Here is a 23,266-nt window from a genome sequence, read left to right as displayed (position 1 = left end):
CGATTCCTACACCCCCGAATGCCGTGCCCGCAACGTTGGTAAAGGCTTCTTTTTGTGAACAAAAAGAAGCAAAAAAACTTTATCAACTTGGGCCATGGCGTTGTCGCCGACACCGCCCATGGCCCAGCATAAAGAAGTTTTTGCGCCGCTTTTTTCAAAAAGCGGCTGCTTCCTAGCTTGCAGGAAGTTACAAAATATTTAGTTGTTTTCGCCGCGCCGGGCGGCTTCAAGCCGAGAAATTCTAACGCAGAGTAAAATAGTAAAACATAGGGTGGAATATATTGCGCGGCCGACGGATCTGGATTCTCGCTTTTCTCTTTGTCCTTAACATGATCAACTACCTCGACCGCATCGCGCTCTCGGTTTCGGGCAAATCCATTGCGCATGAGTTCGGGCTGAGCTCGATCCAACTCGGCTATCTTTTCTCTTCCTTCCTGTGGCTCTACGTTGTCTGCCTGATCCCGATGGGCGTGCTGGTCGATCGTCTGGGGACGCGCACGATCAACGCCGCCGGCATCGCGCTCTGGTCGGCCGCGACCATCGTGACCGGCGCTGCCACCGGCTTCGGCGCTCTGCTCGCCTCGCGCCTCGTCATGGGCATCGGCGAGTCGACGACCTATCCCGCCGCCGGCCGCGTGCTGCGGGAATGGATGCCCGCGCATGAGCGTGGCATCGCCGCCACCGTGTTCAACAGCGGCGCTTATTTCGGCCCGGCGGTCGGCGCGATCGTGCTGTCCGCGCTGGTTGCGGCGGCCGGCTGGCGCATGGCCTTCTACCTTTGCGGCGGGCTCGGCTTTGTCTGGCTTGTCGCCTGGCTGTTCGTCTATCGCCTGCCCGAGCGTGCGTCCTGGCTGGCGCGCCCCGAGCGCGATATGATCCTGCGTGAACGCAACGCCGTCGCCGGCGCCCCGGCCAATGCGGGCAAAGCTGCCGCAGCACCGGACGCGCCGGCGCTTGGCCTGGCCGGCCTGCTCGCCTGGCCGACGCTCTGGGCGCTGATGCTGACCCAGGGCTGCGCGGTCTATACGCAATATCTCTTCCTCACCTGGCTGCCGAGCTATCTGCAGGCGCAGAAGGGCATGACCATGCTGAAGAGCGGCACGCTGATGGCGCTGCCCTTCTTCGGCGCCGTCGTGCTCGCGGTGCTGCTGGGGCTGCTCAGCGACCGGCTGCTGAAGGGTCGGACGGAGCGTCGGTCGCGGCGCCGTACGATGGTCGCGGGGACGATGCTCTGCTCGGCGGTGATCCTCGCCGCCCCCGCGATCTCTAACGTCTATGTTATTCTCGTGTTGATCATGATCGCGCTCACCGGCGTCTCGACCGCCGTTGCGCTCAACATCGCGCTGCTCAGCGACCTGCTGGATTCGGCGGCCGATATTGGCCGCGCCACCGCCGTGCTGATCTTTGGCGGCAACGTCTTCGGCCTCCTCGCGCCGATCGTGACTGGCTATGTCATCGCGGAGACGCATGATTACGAGATGGCCTTCGCGCTGGCGGGCGCGCTGCTTGTCATCGGCTGCGCCTCCTGCCTGCTGTTCGCGCGCAACACCACCGGATACAGCGCCGCCCGCGCGGCCTGATCTCCCGCTTTCACGACCCGGAGCCAAAGATGTTCTTCAAACCGCCCGCCGATGTGCCAACGAGAGTTTTCGCCCGCTTGCCCGACGAGTTCCGCAACGCGACGGCCGAGAACGAGTGGGTAAAATTCCAGCCCGGCGGCAGCCCGGCGACCTCGCTCCTCGAAGGCCCGTCCTTCGACCGGGAGGGCAATCTCTGGTGCGTTGATCTGCCCAACGGCCGCATCTACCGCATCGATAAAAGCGGGACCTTCCACAAGGCGGCCGAGTATGACGGCTGGCCGAACGGGCTGAAGTTCCACAAGGATGGGCGCATTTTCATCGCCGACTATAAGAACGGCATCATGGAAATGGACCCGGTGAGCGGCAAGGTCCGCCCCTATCTGGTGCGTGCCCAGCTCGAGCGCTTCAAGGCGGTGAACGATCTTTTCTTCGGCGCCGACGGTACGCTCTACTTCACCGACCAGGGGCTGACCGGCCTGCACGACCCCACAGGGCGCGTCTTCCGCGTGACGCCAAGCGGGCGCGTGGACTGCCTCCTTGACAACGTGCCCAGCCCGAACGGCATCGTGGCAAATCTCGACGAGTCGATGCTCTATGTCGCGGTGACCCGCGGCAACTGCGTCTGGCGCGTGCCCTTTACGCCGGATGGCGGCGTCGCGAAGGTCGGTGTGTTCGTGCAACTCTCCGGCGGCTGGGGCGGCCCGGACGGGCTCGCGCTCGACTCCGAAGGCCGGCTCGCCATCGCGCATGTCGGCATGGGCTCGGTCTGGGTCGTCGACCGCATCGGCGAGCCGGTCTACCGCGTCCGCACCTGCGCCGAACTGCACACCACCAACGTGGCCTTCGGCGGTCCTGAGGGCAAAGACCTCTACATCACCGAATCCGGCAGCGGCAGCATCCTCGTGGCGTCGCTCGACGTGCCGGGGAAGAAGATGTTTTCTCAGCAAGACTAAGTAAGAACTACTTTTTGTGAACAAAAAGTAGCAAAAAAACTTTGTTATGCTGGGACATGGGCGTTGTCGGGGACAACGCCCATGTCCCAGCATAACAAAAATTTTGCGCCGCTTTTTTAAAAGCGGCCGCTTTCTTTAGGCGGTGATGGTGCTGCGGATGGCCGCGAGGGCCGCCTCCCACTTGCCGCCGTCGGGGCCGCCGGCCTGCGCCATGGTCTTGTTGCCGCCACCGCCGGAGCCGCCCACGGCCACGGCCGCGGCGCGCACCAGATCCACGGCGCCATGCGCGGCGCTGACATCGTCCGAGACCGCGACCGCGATGGCGGCTTTTTGGTCCGCCGTGGAGATGAGCGCGACCACGCCGGAGCCCAGCCCCTTCAGCAGGTCCGTGGCGATGGGGCGCAGCTCCTTGGCGGGGATCTCGCCGACATGGCGGGCGATGAGTTTCAGGCCGCCGACCATTTCAAATTCCGTGGCGGTGCTGAGGACGAGCTTTTTCTGCAGCTCGGAGAGCTGGCGTTCCAGCCGCTTCTTGTCTTCCTGCAGCTGGGTGATGCGGGTGGGGAGTTCCGACGGCTGCGCTTTCAGCACTGCGGCGGCTTCCGCCAGCAAGCGGTTGGCATCCTCGACGGAGGCGATGGCGGCAGCGCCGGCCAGCGCCTCGATGCGGCGGACGCCGGCCGAGACCGCGCCCTCGGAGACAATCCGGAACAGGCCGATATCGCCGGTGCGGGTGACATGGGTGCCGCCACAGAGCTCGATGGAATAGGCCGATTTGTCGGTGCCTTCTTCCGGCGCGCCCATGGTGACGACGCGCACCTCGTCACCGTATTTCTCGCCGAACAGCGCCATGGCGCCGAGCTTCACCGCCTCGTCGGGCGTCATCAGCCGGGTCGTGACCTCGGCATTCTCGCGGATGCGGGCGTTCACCTCGCGCTCGACCAGCGCCAGCTCCTCGGCCGTGACCGGGCGCGGCTGAGAAATATCGAAGCGCAGCCGGTCCGGCGCGTTGAGCGAGCCCTTCTGGGTCACATGCGTGCCGAGATGCCGGCGCATCGCCTCGTGCAGCAGATGCGTCGCGGAATGGTGCGCGCGGATGGCACTGCGGCGCTCATGGTCGACGCGGGCCACCACCGTCCCGCCGACCCGCGCCGTGCCGGCTTCCACCGTGCCGAGATGCACGAACAGCTCGCCCAGCTTCTTCTGCGTGTCGGTGATGCGGATGCGCAGGTCGTCCGGGCCGGTGATGATGCCGGTATCGCCCACCTGGCCGCCGCTCTCGGCGTAGAAGGGCGTCTGGTTGAGGATGAGGGCGACCGCCTGGCCCGGCAGCGCCTCGTCGGTCGGCTGGCCGTCGACCACCAGGCCGGTGATGGCGGCTTCCGCGCCTTCGGTGGCGTAGCCCAGGAATTCCGTGCCGCCGAGCTGTTCCTTCAGCTCGAACCAGACGGTCTCGGTCGCGGCCTCGCCGGAACCGGCCCAGGCCGCGCGGGCGCGTTTTTTCTGCTCCGCCATCGCGGCGTTGAAGCCCTCAATGTCCACCGATTTCTGCTCCTCGCGCAGGGCATCCTGGGTGAGGTCGAGGGGGAAGCCATAGGTGTCATACAGCTTGAAGGCGACGGCGCCGGAGAGCGCGCCGCCGGTGGGCACGGTGGCGGCTTCGTCGCGCAGCAGCGAAATGCCGCGGTCGAGCATGGCGCGGAAGCGGTTCTCTTCGAGCTTCAGCGTCTCGGTGATCAACGCCTCGGCCTGGGTGAGTTCCGGAAAGGCCTGGCCCATCTGGCGGGTGAGGGCGGGCACCAGGCGGTACATCAGCGGCTCCGCCGCGCCCATCAGATGCGCATGGCGCATGGCGCGGCGCATGATCCGGCGAAGCACATAGCCGCGGCCTTCGTTGGAGGGCAGCACGCCGTCGGCGATCAGGAAGGAGGTGCTGCGCAGATGGTCGGCGACGACGCGGTGGCTCATGCGGAACTTGCCGTCCGGGTCCTGGCCGGTGGCCTCGGCGGAAGCCAGGATCAGCGCGCGCAGCGTGTCGGTGTCGTAATTGTCGTGCTTGCCCTGCAGGATGGCGGCGAAGCGCTCCAGCCCCATGCCGGTATCGATCGAGGGGCGCGGCAGCGCGACGCGCGTGCCGGGCGGGCCTTCCTCGTATTGCATGAACACGAGGTTCCAGATCTCGATGAAGCGGTCGCCATCCTCATCCGGGCTGCCGGGCGGCCCGCCGGCGATGCCGGGGCCATGATCGTAGAAGATTTCCGAGCAGGGGCCGCACGGGCCGGTATCGCCCATCTTCCAGAAATTATCGTCGGTCGGGATCCGGATGATCTTCTCATCCCGCAGGCCGGCGATCTTTTTCCATAGGCCGGCGGCCTCATCGTCGGTGTGGTAGACGGTGACGAGGAGACGGTCCTTGTCCAGGCCGAAATCCTTGGTCAGCAACGTCCAGGCGTGGAAAATCGCCTGTTCCTTGAAATAGTCGCCGAAGGAGAAGTTCCCCAGCATCTCGAAGAAGGTGTGGTGCCGGGCGGTGTAGCCGACATTGTCCAGGTCGTTATGCTTGCCGCCGGCGCGCACGCATTTCTGCGACGAAGTGGCGCGCACATAAGGGCGCTTCTCCTGGCCGGTGAAGACGTTCTTGAAGGGCACCATGCCAGCATTGGTGAACAGCAGGGTGGGATCGTTGCGCGGCACCAGCGGAGCGCTGGGCACGACCTGATGGCCGTTGCGGGCGAAATAATTCAGGAACGTCGCGCGGATGTCGTTGCTTGAGAACATGCTGCGGCATTACAGGCTGGCGAGGTTTTCGCCAAGTATCTCAGACAAGCGAAAGGGAAGACTACTTTTTGTGAACAAAAAGTAGCAAAAAAACTTTGTTATGCTGGGCCATGGGCGCTGTCCCCGACACCGCCCCAAGCCCAGCATACAAAAATTTTTGCGCCGCTTTTTTTAAAAAGCGGCTGCTTTCTCAGTCCGCCGCCTCGGCGTCGGTCTCGCTGTCGCTGTCGCCGGTATCGGCGACCATCAGCGCCTCGGAGATGGTCGAGGACTGCTCGCGGATCTTCTTCTCGATCGCGTCGGCCATTTTCGGGTTTTCGCGCAAGAACTGCTTGGCGTTTTCGCGGCCCTGGCCGATGCGCTGGCTGTCATGGCTGAACCAGGCGCCGGATTTCTCCACCACACCGACCTTCACGCCGAGATCTACGAGTTCGCCCATCTTGCTGATGCCTTCGCCGAACATGATGTCGAACTCGACCTGCCGGAAGGGCGGGGCCAGTTTGTTCTTCACCACTTTCACGCGGGTATGGTTGCCGGTGACTTCCTCGCGGTCCTTGATCGACCCGGTGCGGCGGATCTCCATGCGGACCGAGGCGTAGAATTTCAGGGCGTTGCCGCCGGTCGTGGTTTCCGGGTTGCCGAACATCACGCCGATCTTCAGGCGGATCTGGTTGAGGAAGATCAACATGGTATTGCTGCGCGCCACCGAGCCGGTGATTTTGCGCAGCGCCTGGCTCATCAGGCGGGCGTGCAGGCCGACATGGGAGTCCCCCATTTCGCCTTCCAGCTCAGCGCGCGGCACCAGGGCGGCGACGGAATCGACCACCAGCACGTCGATCGAGCCGGAGCGCACCAGCGTGTCGGCGATCTCCAGACCCTGCTCGCCGGTATCGGGCTGCGAGATCAGCAGATTGTCGACATCGACGCCGAGTTTACGGGCATAGGTCGGGTCGAGCGCGTGCTCGGCATCGATGAAGGCGCAGACGCCGCCGCGTTTCTGCGCCTCGGCGATGGCGTGCAAAGCGAGGGTGGTCTTGCCCGAGCTTTCCGGGCCGTAGATCTCGACCACGCGGCCGCGCGGCAGGCCGCCGATGCCGAGTGCTAAGTCAAGGCCGAGCGACCCGGAGGAGATGACCTCGATCTGCTCGGAGGTGCCCTTCGCGCCCATGCGCATGATGGAACCCTTGCCGAAGGCCCGCTCGATCTGCGCCATCGCGGCATCCAGGGCTTTGTTCTTTTCCATGTCCGGCTTCCTGCTGGTTGGGGTCTCTGCAGCGTCCGAAACCGACGCGGGCGCTGCGGCGCGCCGCTTTTGTGTCGATGTCGATACAACCATAGCGTGATTCCTTTGAAATACCAGAGCGAATCCTTGGGGACGCTGCTGGTGCAGTGCTGGCATGGGGAGAACAAAATAGCAACAGGGAAGTTAACTAATTGTTCAGAGTTTGTTCCCCGGCGGGAGTTCCCGCCGGCTTAGAAAGTAGCCGCTTTTTGAAAAAAGCGGCGCAAAAACTTTTATTATGCTGGGCCATGGGCGGTGTCGGCGACAACGCCTCAGGCCCAGCATAGCAAAGTTTTTTTTGCTACTTTTTGTTCACAAAAAGTAGCCTTCCTTGTTCTTCCTACAGCGCCCCGCCGCGGCGGCCGATCGTGGCGCCGAGGCGCAGGCGCAATGAGTTCAGCTTGATGAAGCCCGCCGCATCCTGCTGGTTATAGGCGCCGGCATCGTCCTCGAAGGTCACCATGCGGGTCGAGTACAGCGAGTTCGGGCTCTCGCGGCCGGTGACGATCACGTTGCCCTTATAGAGCTTCAGCCGCACCGTGCCGGTAACCGAGGCCTGGGAGGCGTCGATCAGCGCCTGCAGCATGCGCCGCTCCGGGGCGAACCAGAAGCCGTTATAGAGCAGCTCGGCATAGCGCGGCATCAGGCTGTCCTTGAGGTGCCCGGCCTCGCGGTCGAGCGTGATGCTCTCGATGGCGCGATGCGCGGCGAGCAGGATGGTGCCGCCGGGGGTTTCGTACACGCCGCGGGACTTCATGCCGACGAAGCGGTTTTCCACCAGGTCCAGCCGGCCGATGCCGTTTTCCCGCCCATAGGCGTTCAGGCGCGTGAGGATGGTGGCCGGGCTCAGCGCTTCGCCGTTGAGGCCCACCGCGTCGCCGTGCTGGAAATCGATGGAGATTTCCGTCGCCACGTCGGGGGCGTCGAGTGGGGAAATGGTCCGCTGGTAGACGATCTCTTCGGGCTCCTGCGCCGGGTCCTCGAGCAGTTTGCCCTCGGAGGAGGAGTGCAGCAGGTTCGCGTCCACCGAGAACGGCGCTTCGCCGCGCTTGTCCTTGGTGATGGGGATCTGGTTCGCCTCAGCGTATTCGATCAGCTTGGTGCGGCTGGTCAGGTCCCATTCGCGCCACGGCGCGATCACGCGGATGTTGGGGTTCAGCGCGTAATAGCCGAGCTCGAAGCGGACCTGGTCGTTGCCCTTGCCGGTGGCGCCGTGGGCCACGGCGTCGGCGCCGACCATTTCGGCGATCTCGATCTGGCGCTGCGCGATCAGCGGCCGGGCGATGGAGGTGCCGAGCAGATACTGGCCCTCATACAGCGCGTTGGCGCGGAACATCGGGAAAACGAAATCCTTGACGAAGGTCTCGCGCAGATCCTCGATGAAAATCTGCTTGATGCCGAACATCTCGGCCTTCTTGCGGGCGGGCTCGAGCTCCTCGCCCTGGCCGAGATCGGCGGTGAAGGTCACGACCTCGCATTTATAGGTATTCTGCAGCCAGCGCAGAATGACCGAGGTATCCAGCCCGCCGGAATAGGCGAGAACGACTTTCTTGATGCTCTGTTCCATGCCCCGGTTTCTAGAGCATGACTGCGTTAAATCAATCAGGCTCCCGGCTTTTTTACGGGCCATGGGCGTTGTCCCCGACAACGCCCATGGCCCAGCTTCGCCAAAAGTTTTTGCGCCGCTTTTTTCAAAAAGCGGCTGCTTTCTTTTTTCTTAAGCCTTGGCCTTACGTCGCGGCCGGGTCAGCGCCTTAACGAACATCTTCAAGCCCCAGTACTGCTGTTCGAAATAGTTGCCGGAATGCAGCACCTCGGCGGCTTTCGGGTCGCCGGTCGGCAGCCAGACATCGGAGAAGTCGGCGCTGCGGAAGATGATGTCCCAGATCGGGAACACCGCGGCGTAGTTGCAGGAATGATGGCCCGCCGCCTTGGTCGCGTGGTGGCGGCGGTGGAAGCGCGGCGAGACCAGTAAATACTCGAACGGCCCGAAGGACAGCTTGATGTTGGCGTGGCTCATGCTCTCCACGAAGCGCAGCGCCAGGATCAGCAGAGGGAATTGCAGCGGCGGAATGCCGATGGCCAGGCCGATGGTGAAGAACCACAGAAAGGAGATGCCCTCGTCGAGCAGATGGTTGCGGTCATCGGACCAAAAACTCATCTGCCGCTGCGCGTGATGCAGCGCGTGCAGCGCGTACCAGGAGCGGTAGGTGTGCGAGAACCGGTGCCGCCAATAGTCGGCGAAGTCCAGGATCAGCGCGTAGCACAGGAAGGTGAGGACCGGATGGCCGAACAGGAAGGGGAAGACCATTTCCAGATCCGGCGGGATGAAGCCGGCATCGACGATCGCGCCGCTGAAGGCGGTCTGCAGCTGGTAGAAGATCAGGAAGGTGACGACCGGGATCACGCCGACCCGGGAGAGAATGGTGTAGATCACGTCGGTGAAGACGGCCTTTTTGTCGGCCCAGCGTTCGACCGGGAACAAGGCTTCGAGCGGCCAGCACACCGCGTAAGTGACGATGACGGCGAACATGCCGTAGACGCAGACGAGGCACCAGTCGAATGACAGCTCCTCCCAGGTCATCCAGCCGAAATGATAGAGCACGGGCAGCACCGCGTACTGGTCGATATAACCCGCGATGATGCTGAAAAAACGGTCGAGTCCCATACGGCGTCCTCAAAGGCGAAACGGCGCTAAGTTAGATGATTAGGGCAGGCAAGGCGAGGGAAGGCTACTTTTTGTGAACAAAAAGTAGCAAAAAACTTTATTAATCTGGGTCATGGGCGTTGGCGGGGACAACGCCCGTGGCCCAGCAGAGCAAAAATTTTTGCGCCGCTTTTTTTAAAAAGCGGCTGCTTACTTACAGATGCTCGGCGGTGATGTTGCCCTGCTGGTGCAGCTGGGTGTTGAGGAAGATGCCGTGCGGCGAGCGGCCAACCGGGATTGATTCGTAATCGCCGGTGACCGGGTCCATCACGGCCACTGCCTCGGCGAAGCGCAGGGCGATCCAGAGCTTGCCGTCCGGGGCGATGCCCATATCGTCCGGGCCGCAGCCGGGCAGGGGGTAGGTGCGGCGCACTTCCAGCGTGGTCGGGTCGAGTGCGCTGAGCGAGCCGCCGATCCGGTTGGAGACGTAGAGCACCGAGCGGTCGGGGCTAAGAAAAATGTTGTGCGCGCCCTTGCCGGTTTTCACCCGGCGGGTGATCGCGCCGGTCTCGGGATCCAGCTCCACCACCTCGCTCGCCCCCATCACCGCGACCAGCACCCTTCCGTTATGCCAGAGCACGCCGGCCGGGGTGTCGCCGACATGCGCCGTCCAGCGGGTGGTCATGTTGGTGAGGTCGAAGGAGACAAGCGTGTCGGCGCCCTGCATGGAGTTGAAGCTCCAGCGGCTGTCCGGCGAAAAATAGAGATGGCTCGGCATCGACCCGGGCATAAAGCGCTTCACCAGCTTGAGCGTCTTCGCGTCATAGACGTCGACATGGTCGAGGCGCAGCGCGTTCACCACCAGGTATTTCCCGTCCGGCGTGTAGCCGAGCTGGTAGGGGTCGGCCATGCGGACATGGCCGAGCGGGGCGGCGGTGACCGGGTCGAAGCCGAACAGCGCGTTGCCGCTGGCATCCGCGACGTAGAGGGTCTTGCGGTCCGGCGTCAGCGCCCAGTGGCTGGGTTCGCGGTAGGTCGGCAGGGTGTTCACCACTTTGCGGGTGGTCATGTCGATGACGCTCACCGAGGCTGCGGCGGAATTCATGACGATGGCCAGCGGCGGCGCGTCGGCGGCGAAGGCGCGGGTGGCGAGAAGGGCCAGGGGCAGACCAAGGGTGGTGCGGCGGGTGATCATGTTTCGGGTTTAGTCCGTTCCGGTGCGGCTGCGAAGACCGCGCTGACCCAGATAAAGAAAACACTGCTGGTCGTTGCGATTAAAGTATTGTCGGTCACGGAATGAAGGGCGAAGGAGAGGAAGATGAGGCGCATCAGCCGGCGCGGCGCGGGGGCCAGGGCGGCGCTGCCGTGCGCCACCCAGAGCCAGAGGGAGACCAACAAGGCGCCGAGGCCGAGCGCCCCGCCTTCCGCGCCGATGCGTAAGTATTCGTCGTGCGCCGCATTGGTGCCGATCTGCGCTGCGAGCGGTGAGGACAAAGGGATGATCACTTTTCCGGCACCGACGCCCCAGCCGATCAACGGCGAGGCGGCGAAGGCGTGCTGGAAATACGGCCAGACCAGCTCGCGGCTGGAGAGATTTTCCACCTCGCCGAGCCGCGCCAGGTCGATCACGCGGAAAATCGTGAGGTCGGGCCAGAACATCAGCGCCAGGCTGAGCAGGGCGCCCAAGGCGGCCAGGAGCTGAAGACGGCGCTGCTGCGCCAGCACCGAAACGGTGAGTGCCAGACCAAGCAGCAGCGGCACCCGCGCCCCGGTGAACAGGATGATGATGAGGTTGAGGGCAGCGAGGCCGAGATTTCTGTGCCGCCGGCTTTCCAAAAACTCCATCAGCGCGGCATAGACGCCGACCAGCGCGAAGCCGGCGAGGAAGGGCGGCTCGCCCGAGGCGCCGAGCCGCAAGGCGCCTAGTTCGATGTCGTACATGTGGCCGAGCGCGGCCTGCGCCAGCAGCGCGCCGAAGGCGACCGTGACCGCGGGACCGGCAATGGCGGCGTGCTTCACCGCGCGCACCACCGACACGGGCAGGCGCAAAAAACTGAACAGAAACGGCGCCGCCGAGCTGAGCAGCGAGCGCACCGAACCGAGCAGCGATAGGCCCGGATACAGCCCGTGCATCAGCCCGGTGCAAAACATCAGGAAAAACGCGAAGCCGGGATTGTAGCGGTCCCGCCGCAGCCCGGCTTGCAGCGCCAGCATTGCAGCCAATAGCAGGCCGAATGCCTTCATCACGGCGATGATGGTCGCATGCCCGCCGATCGCTTGAGCGAGCCAGTTGTCGGGTGAGGTTTCCAGCGCCAGCACCCACAGGGCGCAGGCCAAAGCGGGGAAACGGCAAATAAGGCCGAGGCCGCACACACAAGCCAGGATCAGCAATGCGATCAGCATGGTTTGTTTCACAATCGAATTGAAACGGCGCTGCTTGAGATTTTTGCGTTAAATGCGATGGTGGTGCCCATGATCTTGAACTCCATCGTGAACGGCGAGGGCGCGCCGGTTGTCCTGCTGCATGGCCTGTTCGGCGCCGCGCGCAATCTCGGCGTCATCGCCCGGAGCCTGAGCGGGGCGCGCGTGATCTCCCTGGATCTGCGCAATCACGGGGACAGCCCGCACGGCGCCATGGATTTTGGCACCATGGCGGCGGATGTGGCGGAGACGATGCAAAGCCTGGGCGTGCCCCAAGCGAGCCTCGTCGGCCATTCCCTCGGCGGCAAGACGGCCATGACATTGGCGCTGACGCGGCCGCAAATGGTCGAGCGGCTGGTGGTGATGGACATCGCCCCGGTGAGTTACAGCCATGATTACGACGCCTATGTGGCGGCGATGCAGGCGATCGAGCTGCGTCCGGGGCTGGCCCGTCATGAGGCGGATGCGGCTTTGGCGCAGGTGGTGGAAGAACCGCCGATGCGTGCCTTCCTGCTCAACAACCTGGTGCTGGGGGCTGAGCCGCGTTGGCGCATCGGCCTCGAGGAGATCGCCGCTTCGATGCCGAACCTGCTCCGCTGGGACGACCCGCCCGGCATGCAGCCTTATACCGGCCCGACCCTGTTTCTGCGCGGCGGTGACTCGCACTATGTTCAGCCTGCGGCGGATGCGCCCATCGCCCGGCTGTTTCCCAATGCCGAGCGCGAGACGGTGGCGGGGGCCTGCCACTGGCTGCACGCCGAAAAGCCGCAGGAGGTCATCGCAAGCCTGAAAGGATTCCTGCACCTATGAGCGATGGTTTTGACGTGATCGTGATCGGCGCCGGCATCGCCGGTGCCACCGTGGCCGCCAATCTCGGCGCCACGCACCGCGTCGCGCTGGTGGAGGCGGAGGAGCAGGCCGGCTATCACACCACAGGGCGCTCCGCCGCCATCTGGATCCGCAATTACGGCCCGCCCGACGTGCGCGTGCTGACCGGTCTCTCGCATGATTTTTATATGGCCCCGCCGGCGGATATCGGCACCGACCATCTCGCGGTCGGGCGCAAGGTCATTTACCTCGCGCCGCCTGAGCAGGCCGGCGCGCTCGACACGTTGATCGGCCAGAAACTCGGCATCGAGGAGATTTCGCTTGCCGAGGTGAAGGCGATGGTGCCGGCACTGATCGAGGGCTACGCCGTGCGCGCCGGGGTGGAGTCCGATGCCTTCGACATGGATGTTGCGGCCCTGCACCAGTTTTTCCTGCGCCGGGCGCGGCAGGCGGGCGGTGTTTTGCTCCTGCGCAACCGGGCCGGGCGGATCGAGCGCAAAGGGGCTACCTGGGAGGTGGAGACCTCCGGCGGCACGCTCATTTCAGCGCCGATTGTCGTGAACGCCGCCGGGGCCTGGGGGGACGAGGTGGCACGGATCGCCGGCCTCGCGCCGCTCGGCCTGGTGCCGTGCCGGCGCACTGCGGCGATCATCGATCCCGCCCCCTATCAGGTCGAGCACTGGCCACTGGTGCAGTCCGCCATTCATGACTGGTATATCCGCACCGAGGCGCGGACCCGGCTGATGGTCACGCCCTGCGACGAGACGCCGATGCCCCCGCACGACGTGCAGCCGGACGAGCTGGACGTGGCGATCGGCATCGACCGCATGCAGCAGGCACTGGATATTCCCGTGCGCCGGGTCGAGCATTCCTGGGCGGGCCTGCGGACGTTTTCGCCGGACCGCAGCCTCGTCTTCGGCTGGGAAAATACCGTGCCGGGTTTCTTCTGGTGCGTCGGCCAAGGCGGTTACGGCATCCAGACGGCACCCGCGGCCGGGGCGCTGGTGGCGGCGATGATCAAGGCAGAGGATCCAGGCCCGGCGGGCGCGATCATCCCGGCGATCGACCCGATGCGGTTTCGGTAAGGCAAGGGAAGGAAGTCTACTTTTTGTGAACAAAAAGTAGCAAAAAAACTTTGTTAATCTGGGCCATGGGCGTTTTCGGTGACAACGCCCATGGCCCGGCATAACAAAAGTTTTTGCGCCGCTTTTTTCAAAAAGCGGCTGCTTTAATGAGGAAGACTGATGGATCACGGATTTTTGGCCACGGTGATGGCGGGCGTGCTGGAGCTGCGGGGGCCTGATTACGTCGGCCTGCTCGGCTCGGGCATCGTCGTGGCGCAGTATTTTTTATCCGTGCAGGGCAAGCTCAACACGCAGGGGCTGGCCTATCCGGTGTTCAACATCATCGGCTGTCTGCTGCTCGCGTTCTCGCTGATATACCACTTCAACACGCCATCGTTTTTCATCGAGGTGTTCTGGGTCTCGGTCAGCCTGTACGCGATTATCCGCAATGTCGTGCGGCGTCTGGCCTGAGCCGCACGCCGTTGTCGCAGGGCCTGACCGGCTCTATCCTGCCGTCATGGCCAGCGAACAGGAATTCCGTGCCGGCGAGCGCGCCGTCACCCCGCCCGAGCCCAACGATGCGGCTCTGACCTTCATCGGCCGCATCCGTACGCCCTGGATGTCGAAGAAGGAGACGCCGCGCCAGGGACGCCTCGACGGGCCCGAATGCCAGATCGAAATTCTGCCCCTCTGGCTCCCGGCACTGCAGGGACTGGAGGCGTACGAGTTTGTGGAAGTGCTGTACTGGCTGCACCTGTCCCGGCGCGACCTGGTGCTGCAGAGCCCCAAGGACGGCACGGTGCGCGGCACCTTCGCGATGCGCTCGCCGGTGCGGCCGAACCCGATCGGCACCTCGAAAGTGCGGCTGCTCGGCATCGAGGGGAACATCCTGCGCGTCCAGGGGCTGGATTGCCTGGACGGCACGCCGCTGATCGACCTCAAACCCGACCGCTGCAGGTTTTCGCCCCTGGGCGATGTCCCAGACAACGCCCAGAGCCCAGATTAATAAAGTTTTTTTGCTACTTTTTGTTCACAAAAAGTAGTCTTCCTTTCTTTACTCTAAGGCGTGCGGTGCACGTGCAAGGCGGCGGCGCCGGAGGCGGCCAGGGTGATGCACTCCCAGTCACCGGCGGCGATGGCGGCGCGGGATACCATCCAGGAGCCCCCGACGCAGACCACGTTGGGCAGTTTCAGGTATTTCGGCGCGCTTTCCAGCGTCACGCCGCCGGTCGGGCAGAATTTCAGCTGCGGCAGCGGCGAGGCCAGGGCGGCGAGCAGGGCCGCTCCCCCGGCCGCTTCGGCCGGAAATAATTTGGCGAATTTGTAGCCGCGCTCGATCAGCGCCATCGCCTCCGAGGCGGTGGCGACGCCGGGCAGCAACTGCACCTCGGCCTCGGAGACGGCATCCAGCAGCTGGCCGGTGGCGCCCGGCGAGACCGCGAACTGCGCGCCCGCCGCCACCGATTTGTCGAATTGTGCCTCGGTCAGCACGGTGCCGACGCCGACCACCGCCTCCGGCACCTCGTCGGCGATGGCGCGGATCGCCTGCAGGCCGGCGCCGGTGCGCAAGGTCACCTCGATCACCGGCAGTCCGCCTTTCACCAGCGCGCGGGCGAGCGGCACGGCGTCCTTCACCTCGTCGATGATGACGACGGGAATGACCGGGGCGAGGCGGAGAATGTCGGCGAGGATCATGCATTCTGTCCCATGAAAGTATTTCCCATGAAAATGCTCGCGCCGGAATCGGCGGAGCTGACGGCGTTGCGGAAGGCGGCAAAGAGTTCCCGGCCGACGCCGCTATGCGAAGCGGTGAGATCGGCCTCGGCGGGCTGGCGCGTCACCCAGATTTCCGGGGGCACCTTTACCTCCAGCGTGCCGGCCACAGCGTCCAGGCGAATGATGTCGCCTTCCTCGATCAGCGCGATCGCGCCGCCCTCGGCGGCTTCGGGCGTGACATGGATGGCCGAAGGGACCTTGCCGGAGGCACCGGACATCCGCCCGTCAGTGACCAGGGCGACCCGAAACCCCTTGTCCTGAAGGACCCCGAGCGGCGGCATCAGCTTGTGCAGTTCCGGCATGCCGATCGCCTTCGGCCCCTGGAAGCGCACCACCGCGACGAAATCCTGGTTGAGCGCGCCCGCCTTGAAGGCGGCTTGCACCTCTTCCTGGCTATGAAAGATTTTCGCGGGGGCCTCGATGATGTGCCGCTCGGGGGCGACCGCGGAAATCTTCATCACCGCGCGGCCGAGCACGCCGTCCAGCACCGCCAGCCCGCCGGTCGGCTGGAACGGATTTTTGGTCCCCCGCAACACGGTTTCATCGCCGGTTTTTTCGGCGCCCGGCACCCATGTGACGCGGTTGTCTGCGCTCAGTCTCGGCTCGCGGGCATAGGCGGCGAGCCCGGTGCCCGCCACGGTGCGCACATCCTCGTGCAACAGCCCGTCTTCCAGCAGCTCGCGGATCACAAACCCCGTGCCGCCGGCGGCGTGAAAATGGTTCACGTCCGCCTTGCCGCTCGGATAGATGTGGCACAGCAGCGGCGTGATCGTGGCGAGATCGGCAAAATCGTCCCAGGTCAGGGTGATGCCGCCGGCCGCCGCCATCGCGACCAGATGCAGCGTGTGGTTGGTGGAGCCGCCGGTGGCATGCAGGCCGACCACGGCATTGGCGAAGGCCCGCTCATCCAGGATCAGGCCGATCGGCGTGTAGTCGTTGCCGAGCGCGGTCATCGCCAGCGCCCGCTTCGCCGCTTCATGCGTCAGCGCGTCGCGCAATGGGGTGTTGGGGTTGATGAAGGCGGCACCTGGCAGATGCAGGCCCATGATCTCCATCAGCATCTGGTTGGTGTTGGCGGTGCCGTAGAAGGTGCAGGTGCCGGGGCCATGATAGGATTTCGCCTCCGCCTCCAGCAGTTCGTCGCGGCTGACCTTGCCCTCGGCGTAAAGCTGGCGGATGCGGGATTTCTCGTCGTTCGGCAGGCCCGAGGTCATCGGTCCGGCGGGGATGAACACTGACGGCAGATGCCCGAAGGAGAGCGCGCCGATCACCAGGCCCGGCACGATCTTGTCGCAGATGCCAAGATACACGGCGGCATCGAAGGTCTGGTGCGAGAGCGCGACGGCGGTGGCAAGCGCGATCACATCGCGCGAGAACAGCGAGAGCTCCATGCCGGCCTCGCCCTGGGTCACGCCGTCGCACATCGCCGGCACGCCACCCGCCACCATCGCCACGCCGCCGGCCTCCCGCGCGGCAGCGCGGATCAGCTCGGGAAAACGCTCATAAGGCTGGTGGGCGGAGAGCATGTCGTTATAGGCGGTGACGATGCCGAGGCTGGGGCCGTCGCCGGCGCGCAAGTTGGCTTTGTCACCCGGCGCGCAGGCGGCGAAACCATGCGCCTGGTTGGCGCAGCCCAGCGCCCGGCGCCGCGGTGTCTGGCTCGCCGCCGCCTCGATCCGGCGGAGATATCTGGTCCGCCCCGCTTCGCTGCGGGCGGCGATGCGCGCCGTGACCTCGGCGAGAATTTTGTGGACCATTTTTGCTCCTCCTTAAGAAAGCAGCCGCTTTTTGAAAAAGGCGGCGCAAAAACTTTTGTTGTGCTGGGTCATGGGCGTTGTTGCTGACACCGCCCATGACCCAGAGTAGCAAAGTTTTTTTGCTACTTTTTGTTCACAAAAAGTAGCCTTCCCTTCCAAAACTCACGCCACCGTTTCGACCCAGGTGCGGCCGTCGCGCTCGATCAGTGCGATCGCAGCACTCGGCCCCCAGGTGCCGGCGGTATAGGCTTTGGGCGGTTCGGTGGCGGCGGCCCAGACCTGCAGGATCGGGTCGATCCAGTTCCAGGCGGCCTCGACCTCGTCGCGCCGCATGAACAAGGTCTGGTTGCCGCGCACCACGTCCAGCACCAGCCGCTCATAGGCGTCCGGATTGCGCACGCGGAAGGCGGCGGCGAAACTCATGTCCAGCGGCACCAGCCGCAGGCGCATGCCGCCCGGGCCGGGATCCTTGCTCATCATGAACAGCCGCACGCCCTCATCGGGCTGCAGGCGGATCACCAGCCGGTTCGGCTCGATCGTCCCGGCGGCGGGCTCGAATACCGAATGCGGGATCGGCCGGAAGGTGATGACGATTTCCGAGACGCGCGCGGGCAGGCGCTTGCCGGTGCGCAGGTAGAAGGGCACGCCGGCCCAGCGCCAGTTGCCGATTTCCGCCTTCAGCGCCACGAAGGTTTCCGTGGTGCTGGAGTCTTCGCCAAGCTCTTCCAGATAGCCCGGCACCGCACCGCCGGCGGAAGCGCCCGCCCGGTACTGGCCGCGCACGGTATTCAAGGCGCAGAGCGCGTCGCTGTTCAGGGGGTTGAGCGAGCGCAGCACTTTGAGCTTCTCGTCGCGCACTGCGTCGGCGTCGAGCCGGGCGGGTGGCTCCATCGCCACCAGACAGAGCAGTTGCAGCATATGATTCTGCACCATGTCGCGCAGTGCGCCGGCGGTGTCATAATAGCCGGCGCGCCCCTCCACGCCCAAGCTCTCGGCCACCGTGATCTGCACGTGGTCGATATGCGCCGCGTTCCAGAGCGGCTCGAACAGTGCGTTAGCGAAGCGCAAAGCCAGCAGGTTCTGCACCGCCTCTTTGCCAAGATAGTGATCGATGCGGTAGACGCGCTCTTCCGGGAACACCTTGCCCACGGCCTCGTTCACGGCGCGGGCCGAGGCGAGGTCCTTGCCGATCGGCTTCTCCACCACCACGCGGGCGTTGTCCCCGGCCAGGCCGAAGCGGCCGAGCCGCTCGCAGATGTCCCCGAACAGGGCCGGCGCGGTGGCGAGGTAGAAGACATGGATGCGATCCGGATAAGCGCTAAGGCGCTCCGCCAGTTCCGCCCAGCCTTTGTCGCTGTCGGCCTCGGCCTGCACGTAAGTGACGCGCTTGAGGAAGGAGGCCAGCGCCGGTTCCGTCACCTCCGCCTTCGGCACGTGGTCCAGGATCGCCTGGCGCGCCTGGGCGGTGAAATCCTGCTGCAGGGCGCTGCGTGACACGCCGATGATGTTCACCGCTTCCGGCAGCTGGCCGGCGATGTCGCGGTGGAACATGGCGGGGAAAAGCTTGCGCCGGGCGAGGTCGCCGGTGGCGCCAAAGACAATCAAGACAAACGGGGAGACGGGAATCGTGCGGCTTGTCATGATGCCGGTATAGACCTGGACTTAACGAATTGCGACACAAGGAAAGTTAAGCAGCCGCTTTTTGAGAAAAGCGGCGCAAAAACTTTTGTTATGCTGGGCCATGGGCTGTGTCGCCGACAACGCCCATAACCCAGCATAGCAAAGTTTTTTTGCTTCTTTTTGTTCACAAAAAGAAGTCTTTTTTGCTTTATTCGACGATGGCGCTTTCCAGGTCGAGCGCATAACCCGCCGCGCGCACGGTGCGCACGATGTCCTGCTCGCCGGGGCCGTTGATCGCCTTGCGCAGGCGGCGGATATGCACGTCCACGGTACGTGGCTCAACATGGATGTCGCGCCCCCACACGGCGTTCAGCACGTCCTCGCGTGAAAACACCCGGCGCGGATGGCGGAGGAAGAATTCCAGCAGGCGGAATTCCGTGGGGCCGAGATGCAGCGCGCGGCCGTTGCGCAGCACGCGGTGTGAGGCCGGGTCCAGGGAGATGTCGTGGAAGGCGAGCTTGAGCTTGGTCGGCACGGCGCCGGCGCGGCGGAGCAGGGCGCGGACGCGGGCGATCAGCGCCTCGGTGGAGAACGGCTTGGTGATGTAATCGTCGGCGCCGGTATCCAGGCCGCGCACCGAATCCTGCTCGTCGGCGCGGGCGGTCAGCATGATGATCGGCAAGGAGCGTGTGGTCGGGCGGCGGCGCAGCTGGCGGCACACCTCGATGCCGGACATGGTCGGCAGCATCCAGTCCAGCAGCAGCAGGTCCGGGGTGGCTTCGGAGATCCGCGTCAGGGCCTCGCCGCCATCGCCGACATCCTCGACCCGAAAGCCCTGCTTCTCCAGATTGTAACGGAGCAGGGTGACCAGCGGCACTTCGTCTTCGACAATCAGGATATAGGGCTTGTTCGGATCGCTCATGGTTCAGCTATCTTCAGCTATACTGGTTGTTGGGGCAGATAGGCGGAGGTATGGTCGCCTTTCGGCCGGAAATCCGGCAGGGACTGGCCGGTGACCGCGTAATAGGTCAACTCGGCGACGTTGGTGGTGTGGTCGCCGATCCGCTCCAGGTTTTTGGCGATGAACAGCAAATGCGTGCAGGCGGTGATGCTGCGCGCATCCTCCATCATGTAGGTGATCAGTTCGCGGAAGATGGTGTTGTACAGATCATCCACCATCTGGTCGGCGCGCCACACGGCGATCGCCTTCTGCGGGTCGGCATCGCCCACCGCGTCGATGCTGGATTTCAGGTTCTGCTGCACCAGCACGGCCATCTGCGCGAGGCCGGAGAGCGAGAAATTGCTCGCCATCTGGTTGAGGACCAGGCTGCGCTTGGCGATGTTGGCGGCGTAGTCGCCGATGCGCTCGAGATCGGTGACGACTTTCAGCGCCTGGATCACCTGGCGCAGGTCATCCGCCACCGGCTGGCGCAAGGCCAGCAACCGCACCGCGAACTGCTCCACCGCGCGTTCCTCGGCGTCGATCGCCGGGTCCATTTCCACGACATGGGTGGCGAGCTCGGCATTGCGTTCCAGCAGGGCGGTGGCGGCGTTCGCCAAAGCGCGCTCCACCAGCCCGCCCATCACGGCGATCATGTCGTGCAGTTTTTTCAGATCGATCCCGAAGCTCGTGACGATATGTTTGGTCTCATCGGCCATGGTTTTCTCCCAACCCTATCTTAGCCGAAGCGGCCGGTGATGTATTCCTGCGTGCGGCGCTCGCGCGGGGCGGTGAAGATCTGGCTGGAAGGGCCGACCTCGACCAGCTCGCCGAGATAGAAGAACGCCACCTGATCGGCGCAGCGGCCGGCCTGCTGCATGTTGTGGGTGACGATGATGATGGTGAAGTCCCGCTTCAGCTCGTCGATCAGTTCCTCGATTTTGAGCGTGCTGATCGGGTCGAGGGCGCTGGTCGGTTCGTCGAGCAGCAGCACGTCAGGCCGCACGGCGATCGAGCGGGCGATACAGAGGCGCTGCTGCTGGCCGCCGGAGAGGCCGAGCGCGGAGGTGTGCAACCGGTCCTTCACTTCGTTCCAGAGCGCGGCGCGGGTCAGCGACCATTCCACGCGCTCATCCATATCCGCCTTCGAGAGTTTTTCGTGCAGGCGGACGCCGAACACGACGTTCTCGTAGATGGATTTGGGGAATGGGGTGGGTTTCTGAAACACCATGCCGACGCGGCGGCGCAGCTGCGTGAGGTTCTGGCCGGGGGCGACGATGTTCTGGCCGCCGATCAGCACCTCGCCCTCGGCGCGTTGGCCGGGATAGAGATCGTACATGCGGTTGAGCACGCGCAGCAGCGTGGACTTGCCGCAGCCGGAGGGACCGATCATCGCCGTCGTCTGCCGGTCGATATAATCGATCGTGACGTTCTTCAGCGCGTGCGTCGCCCCGTAATAGAAATTCAGGTTGCGAATGGAGACGCGGACATTGTCCGGAGGAGCGTCAGGAAACGTGCCAGAAGCCGGCGCTTCCTGCATCGGGTGATTCGCTAATTCCATGGGCGCTTCCTTAGGCCTGTTGTGTGACAGTACGATGACGGTATCGTGAAGCTTTGATGACAGACGATGGTGCCCTGGTCGTCTGATGGCGCTGCTTGCGACGTCGCTTGCGCCGGCTTGTGCGCAAGGTTGGGTTCTAACAGGCCGGCGTCAACCGCAAAAATCGCGGCTCTCCCAGCTGAGAGAGAGCCGCGATTTGTTATTTTAGCCCTTCACCACTTTCGGCGGCAAAGCCAGCGCGATGGAGAGTTCCTTGAGGCGGCCCGGCAGCACCGGGGCCGGGGCGCCCATCATCAGGTCCTCGCCCTGCTGGTTGAGCGGGAAGGCGATGACCTCGCGGATGTTCGGCTCGTCGGCCAGCAGCATGACGATGCGGTCGATGCCCGGCGCCGAGCCGCCATGCGGCGGGGCGCCGTAGCGGAAGGCGTTGAGCATGCCGCCGAAGCGGGCTTCCACCTCTTCCGGCCCGTAGCCGGCGATCTCGAAGGCTTTCAGCATGATGTCCGGGCGGTGGTTGCGGATCGCGCCGGAGGAAAGTTCGATGCCGTTGCAGACGATGTCGTACTGGAACGCCTTGATGGTCAGCGGGTCCTGGGTCTCGAGCGCCTCGAGCCCGCCTTGCGGCATCGAGAACGGGTTGTGCGAGAAGACGACCTGCTTGAGCTCCTCGTCATACTCGTACATCGGGAAGTCGACGATCCAGCAGAAGCGAAAATCCTTGGCGTTGATCAGGCCGAGATCGTTGCCGAGCTTGGTGCGCACCGTGCCGGCGAACTTTGCCGCGTCCAGCTCCTTGCCGGCGGCGAAGAACACGGCGTCGCCGGGTTTCAGCCCACAGGTCACGCGGATTTGTTCGGCGCGTTCCGGGTCGAGATTCTTGGCGATCGGCCCCTGCGGACCGGCTTCCGAGAAGGTGATGTAGCCGAGCCCGCCGGCGCCCTCGGCGCGCGCCCACTCGTTCAGCTTGTCGAAGAAGGAGCGGGGATTGGCCCCAGCACCCGGCGCCGGGATGGCGCGGACGATGCCGCCGCCTTCGATGATGCGCGCGAACAGGCCGAACCCCGAACCGCGGAAGGCCTCGGTGACGTCGGAGATGACGATCGGGTTGCGCAGGTCGGGCTTGTCGGAGCCGTATTTCAGCAGCGCCTCATCGTAAGGAATACGCACGAACGGCGGCTTGGTCACGCCGCGGCCGTTCGCAAATTCCTCGAAGACGCCCGCGATCACCGGTTCGATCGTGTTGAAGACATCTTCCTGCGTGACAAAACTCATCTCGAAGTCGAGCTGGTAGAACTCGCCGGGCGAGCGGTCGGCGCGGGACGCCTCGTCGCGGAAGCAGGGGGCGATCTGGAAATAACGGTCGAAGCCGGCGACCATGAGCAGCTGCTTGAACTGCTGCGGGGCCTGCGGCAGGGCGTAGAATTTGCCCGGGTGGTTGCGAGACGGGACCAGGAAGTCACGGGCGCCCTCAGGCGAGGAGGCGGTGAGGATCGGCGTCTGGAATTCGGTGAAGCCGGACTCGATCATGCGCCGCCGGAAGGAGGCGATCACGCCGGCGCGGAGGATGATATTCTTGTGCACCTGCTCGCGGCGCAAATCCAGGAAGCGGTATTTGAGGCGCAGCTCGTCGGGATAATTCTCATGGCCCGCCACCTGGATCGGCAGCACGTCGGCGCCGGACTGCAGCTCCAGGCGCTCCACCCGCAGCTCGATCGCCCCGGTCGGCAGTTTCGGGTTGCTGGTGCCGGGCGCCCGCTCGACCACGGTCCCGGTGACGGTGATCACCGACTCGACGCGCACCGCGTCAGCCGCCGCGAACGAGGCGGAGCCGCTGGCGAACACGCATTGGGTGAGACCGAAATGGTCGCGCAGGTCGATGAACAGCAGACCGCCATGGTCGCGCTTGGCGTGAACCCAGCCGGAAAGCCGGGCGGTCTGGCCGATATGCTCGGCGTTCAGGGCGGCGCAGTGATGCGAGCGGTAGGCATGAAGTGTTTCCATGAGCCGGAAAGAAACCGCGCCCTCTTCCCTGTCAAGCCAGGGGATGATTAAGGGAAGG

At 64.4% G+C, this 23,266-nt stretch carries 19 protein-coding genes; 6 read left to right on the top strand and 13 right to left on the bottom strand.

The window, feature by feature from the left end:
• Positions 1–281: 281 nt before the first annotated feature.
• Positions 282–1,580: an MFS transporter gene (locus VGG47_RS06915; protein WP_331536804.1), complete on the top strand. Its 1,299-nt coding sequence runs from the start codon at positions 282–284 to the stop codon at positions 1,578–1,580.
• A gap of 29 nt (positions 1,581–1,609) precedes the next feature.
• Positions 1,610–2,533, top strand: a complete 924-nt coding sequence (locus VGG47_RS06910; RefSeq protein ID WP_331536803.1) for an SMP-30/gluconolactonase/LRE family protein — start codon at positions 1,610–1,612, stop codon at positions 2,531–2,533.
• 135 nt (positions 2,534–2,668) lie between these two features.
• On the opposite strand, the gene alaS is transcribed toward VGG47_RS06910, so the two are convergent.
• From alaS to VGG47_RS06880, 6 genes are all read right to left on the bottom strand, one after another.
• Positions 2,669–5,311 carry an alanine--tRNA ligase gene (gene alaS, locus VGG47_RS06905; protein WP_331536800.1) on the bottom strand — a complete coding sequence of 881 codons (2,643 nt, stop codon included), beginning with the start codon at positions 5,309–5,311 and terminating at the stop codon, positions 2,669–2,671.
• 190 nt (positions 5,312–5,501) lie between these two features.
• Positions 5,502–6,554, bottom strand: coding sequence for a recombinase RecA (recA, locus tag VGG47_RS06900; RefSeq protein ID WP_331536797.1), 1,053 nt, complete (start codon positions 6,552–6,554; stop codon positions 5,502–5,504).
• Between the two features lie 379 nt (positions 6,555–6,933).
• Positions 6,934–8,160 (bottom strand): argininosuccinate synthase, encoded by a 1,227-nt coding sequence (locus VGG47_RS06895; RefSeq protein WP_331536795.1) that lies wholly within the window; start codon positions 8,158–8,160, stop codon positions 6,934–6,936.
• A 150-nt stretch (positions 8,161–8,310) separates the two neighbouring features.
• Positions 8,311–9,261 carry a sterol desaturase family protein gene (locus VGG47_RS06890; protein ID WP_331536793.1) on the bottom strand — a complete coding sequence of 317 codons (951 nt, stop codon included), beginning with the start codon at positions 9,259–9,261 and terminating at the stop codon, positions 8,311–8,313.
• A gap of 193 nt (positions 9,262–9,454) precedes the next feature.
• Positions 9,455–10,435: a beta-propeller fold lactonase family protein gene (locus tag VGG47_RS06885; RefSeq protein ID WP_331536791.1), complete on the bottom strand. Its 981-nt coding sequence runs from the start codon at positions 10,433–10,435 to the stop codon at positions 9,455–9,457.
• Entirely contained in the window at positions 10,432–11,643 is a 1,212-nt protein-coding gene (locus VGG47_RS06880; protein ID WP_331536789.1) for an O-antigen ligase family protein, read from the bottom strand. Before VGG47_RS06880 ends, VGG47_RS06885 begins: the two co-directional genes overlap by 4 nt.
• 69 nt (positions 11,644–11,712) lie before the next feature.
• Between VGG47_RS06880 and VGG47_RS06875 the strand changes: the two genes are divergently transcribed.
• The 4 genes from VGG47_RS06875 to tsaA all read left to right on the top strand — a co-directional run bounded on the left by VGG47_RS06875 (position 11,713) and on the right by tsaA (position 14,559).
• Positions 11,713–12,471, top strand: a complete 759-nt coding sequence (locus tag VGG47_RS06875; protein ID WP_331536787.1) for an alpha/beta fold hydrolase — start codon at positions 11,713–11,715, stop codon at positions 12,469–12,471.
• Positions 12,468–13,574: an NAD(P)/FAD-dependent oxidoreductase gene (locus VGG47_RS06870; protein ID WP_331536785.1), complete on the top strand. Its 1,107-nt coding sequence runs from the start codon at positions 12,468–12,470 to the stop codon at positions 13,572–13,574. The genes VGG47_RS06875 and VGG47_RS06870 overlap by 4 nt, the downstream gene beginning before the upstream one ends.
• A 159-nt stretch (positions 13,575–13,733) precedes the next feature.
• Positions 13,734–14,024, top strand: a complete 291-nt coding sequence (locus tag VGG47_RS06865; protein ID WP_331536783.1) for a CBU_0592 family membrane protein — start codon at positions 13,734–13,736, stop codon at positions 14,022–14,024.
• Between the two features lie 46 nt (positions 14,025–14,070).
• The gene (gene tsaA, locus VGG47_RS06860; protein ID WP_331536781.1) at positions 14,071–14,559 is read left to right on the top strand and encodes a tRNA (N6-threonylcarbamoyladenosine(37)-N6)-methyltransferase TrmO; all 489 of its coding nucleotides are present in this window, start codon (positions 14,071–14,073) and stop codon (positions 14,557–14,559) included.
• A 53-nt stretch (positions 14,560–14,612) separates the two neighbouring features.
• On the opposite strand, the gene eda is transcribed toward tsaA, so the two are convergent.
• From eda to aspS, 7 genes are all read right to left on the bottom strand, one after another.
• Positions 14,613–15,248 carry a bifunctional 4-hydroxy-2-oxoglutarate aldolase/2-dehydro-3-deoxy-phosphogluconate aldolase gene (eda, locus tag VGG47_RS06855; protein WP_331536779.1) on the bottom strand — a complete coding sequence of 212 codons (636 nt, stop codon included), beginning with the start codon at positions 15,246–15,248 and terminating at the stop codon, positions 14,613–14,615.
• Positions 15,245–17,086 carry a phosphogluconate dehydratase gene (gene edd, locus VGG47_RS06850; protein ID WP_331536777.1) on the bottom strand — a complete coding sequence of 614 codons (1,842 nt, stop codon included), beginning with the start codon at positions 17,084–17,086 and terminating at the stop codon, positions 15,245–15,247. Before edd ends, eda begins: the two co-directional genes overlap by 4 nt.
• Before the next feature lie 162 nt (positions 17,087–17,248).
• Positions 17,249–18,727, bottom strand: coding sequence for a glucose-6-phosphate dehydrogenase (gene zwf / locus VGG47_RS06845; protein ID WP_331536775.1), 1,479 nt, complete (start codon positions 18,725–18,727; stop codon positions 17,249–17,251).
• 187 nt (positions 18,728–18,914) lie between these two features.
• A complete protein-coding gene (phoB, locus tag VGG47_RS06840) occupies positions 18,915–19,628 on the bottom strand; it encodes a phosphate regulon transcriptional regulator PhoB (RefSeq protein ID WP_331536773.1) in 714 nt (237 codons plus the stop codon).
• 17 nt (positions 19,629–19,645) lie between these two features.
• Positions 19,646–20,365, bottom strand: coding sequence for a phosphate signaling complex protein PhoU (gene phoU, locus VGG47_RS06835; RefSeq protein ID WP_331536771.1), 720 nt, complete (start codon positions 20,363–20,365; stop codon positions 19,646–19,648).
• Positions 20,366–20,385: 20 nt separating this feature from the next.
• Complete coding sequence (gene pstB / locus VGG47_RS06830) at positions 20,386–21,186, bottom strand: phosphate ABC transporter ATP-binding protein PstB (protein ID WP_331536860.1); 801 nt, start codon at positions 21,184–21,186, stop codon at positions 20,386–20,388.
• Between the two features lie 225 nt (positions 21,187–21,411).
• Positions 21,412–23,208, bottom strand: coding sequence for an aspartate--tRNA ligase (gene aspS, locus VGG47_RS06825; protein ID WP_331536769.1), 1,797 nt, complete (start codon positions 23,206–23,208; stop codon positions 21,412–21,414).
• Positions 23,209–23,266: the final 58 nt, after the last annotated feature.

Source organism: Acidocella sp. (genome assembly GCF_036489515.1).
Lineage (GTDB): Bacteria > Pseudomonadota > Alphaproteobacteria > Acetobacterales > Acetobacteraceae > Acidocella.
The sequence above is the reverse complement of the archived record's forward strand: the minus strand, read 5'-3'. Positions and strand labels throughout refer to the sequence as shown.

Coding starts and splice junctions, on each gene's coding strand:
- VGG47_RS06885 (WP_331536791.1), bottom strand. CDS start 10,435: ATGATCACCCGCCGCACCACCCTTGGTCTGCCCCTGGCCCTTCTCGCC.
- VGG47_RS06910 (WP_331536803.1), top strand. CDS start 1,610: ATGTTCTTCAAACCGCCCGCCGATGTGCCAACGAGAGTTTTCGCCCGC.
- zwf (WP_331536775.1), bottom strand. CDS start 18,727: ATGACAAGCCGCACGATTCCCGTCTCCCCGTTTGTCTTGATTGTCTTT.
- VGG47_RS06880 (WP_331536789.1), bottom strand. CDS start 11,643: ATGCTGATCGCATTGCTGATCCTGGCTTGTGTGTGCGGCCTCGGCCTT.
- VGG47_RS06895 (WP_331536795.1), bottom strand. CDS start 8,160: ATGGAACAGAGCATCAAGAAAGTCGTTCTCGCCTATTCCGGCGGGCTG.
- pstB (WP_331536860.1), bottom strand. CDS start 21,186: ATGCAGGAAGCGCCGGCTTCTGGCACGTTTCCTGACGCTCCTCCGGAC.
- alaS (WP_331536800.1), bottom strand. CDS start 5,311: ATGTTCTCAAGCAACGACATCCGCGCGACGTTCCTGAATTATTTCGCC.
- phoB (WP_331536773.1), bottom strand. CDS start 19,628: ATGAGCGATCCGAACAAGCCCTATATCCTGATTGTCGAAGACGAAGTG.
- VGG47_RS06875 (WP_331536787.1), top strand. CDS start 11,713: ATGATCTTGAACTCCATCGTGAACGGCGAGGGCGCGCCGGTTGTCCTG.
- aspS (WP_331536769.1), bottom strand. CDS start 23,208: ATGGAAACACTTCATGCCTACCGCTCGCATCACTGCGCCGCCCTGAAC.
- edd (WP_331536777.1), bottom strand. CDS start 17,086: ATGGTCCACAAAATTCTCGCCGAGGTCACGGCGCGCATCGCCGCCCGC.
- VGG47_RS06865 (WP_331536783.1), top strand. CDS start 13,734: ATGGATCACGGATTTTTGGCCACGGTGATGGCGGGCGTGCTGGAGCTG.
- VGG47_RS06870 (WP_331536785.1), top strand. CDS start 12,468: ATGAGCGATGGTTTTGACGTGATCGTGATCGGCGCCGGCATCGCCGGT.
- VGG47_RS06890 (WP_331536793.1), bottom strand. CDS start 9,261: ATGGGACTCGACCGTTTTTTCAGCATCATCGCGGGTTATATCGACCAG.
- recA (WP_331536797.1), bottom strand. CDS start 6,554: ATGGAAAAGAACAAAGCCCTGGATGCCGCGATGGCGCAGATCGAGCGG.
- tsaA (WP_331536781.1), top strand. CDS start 14,071: ATGGCCAGCGAACAGGAATTCCGTGCCGGCGAGCGCGCCGTCACCCCG.
- eda (WP_331536779.1), bottom strand. CDS start 15,248: ATGATCCTCGCCGACATTCTCCGCCTCGCCCCGGTCATTCCCGTCGTC.
- phoU (WP_331536771.1), bottom strand. CDS start 20,365: ATGGCCGATGAGACCAAACATATCGTCACGAGCTTCGGGATCGATCTG.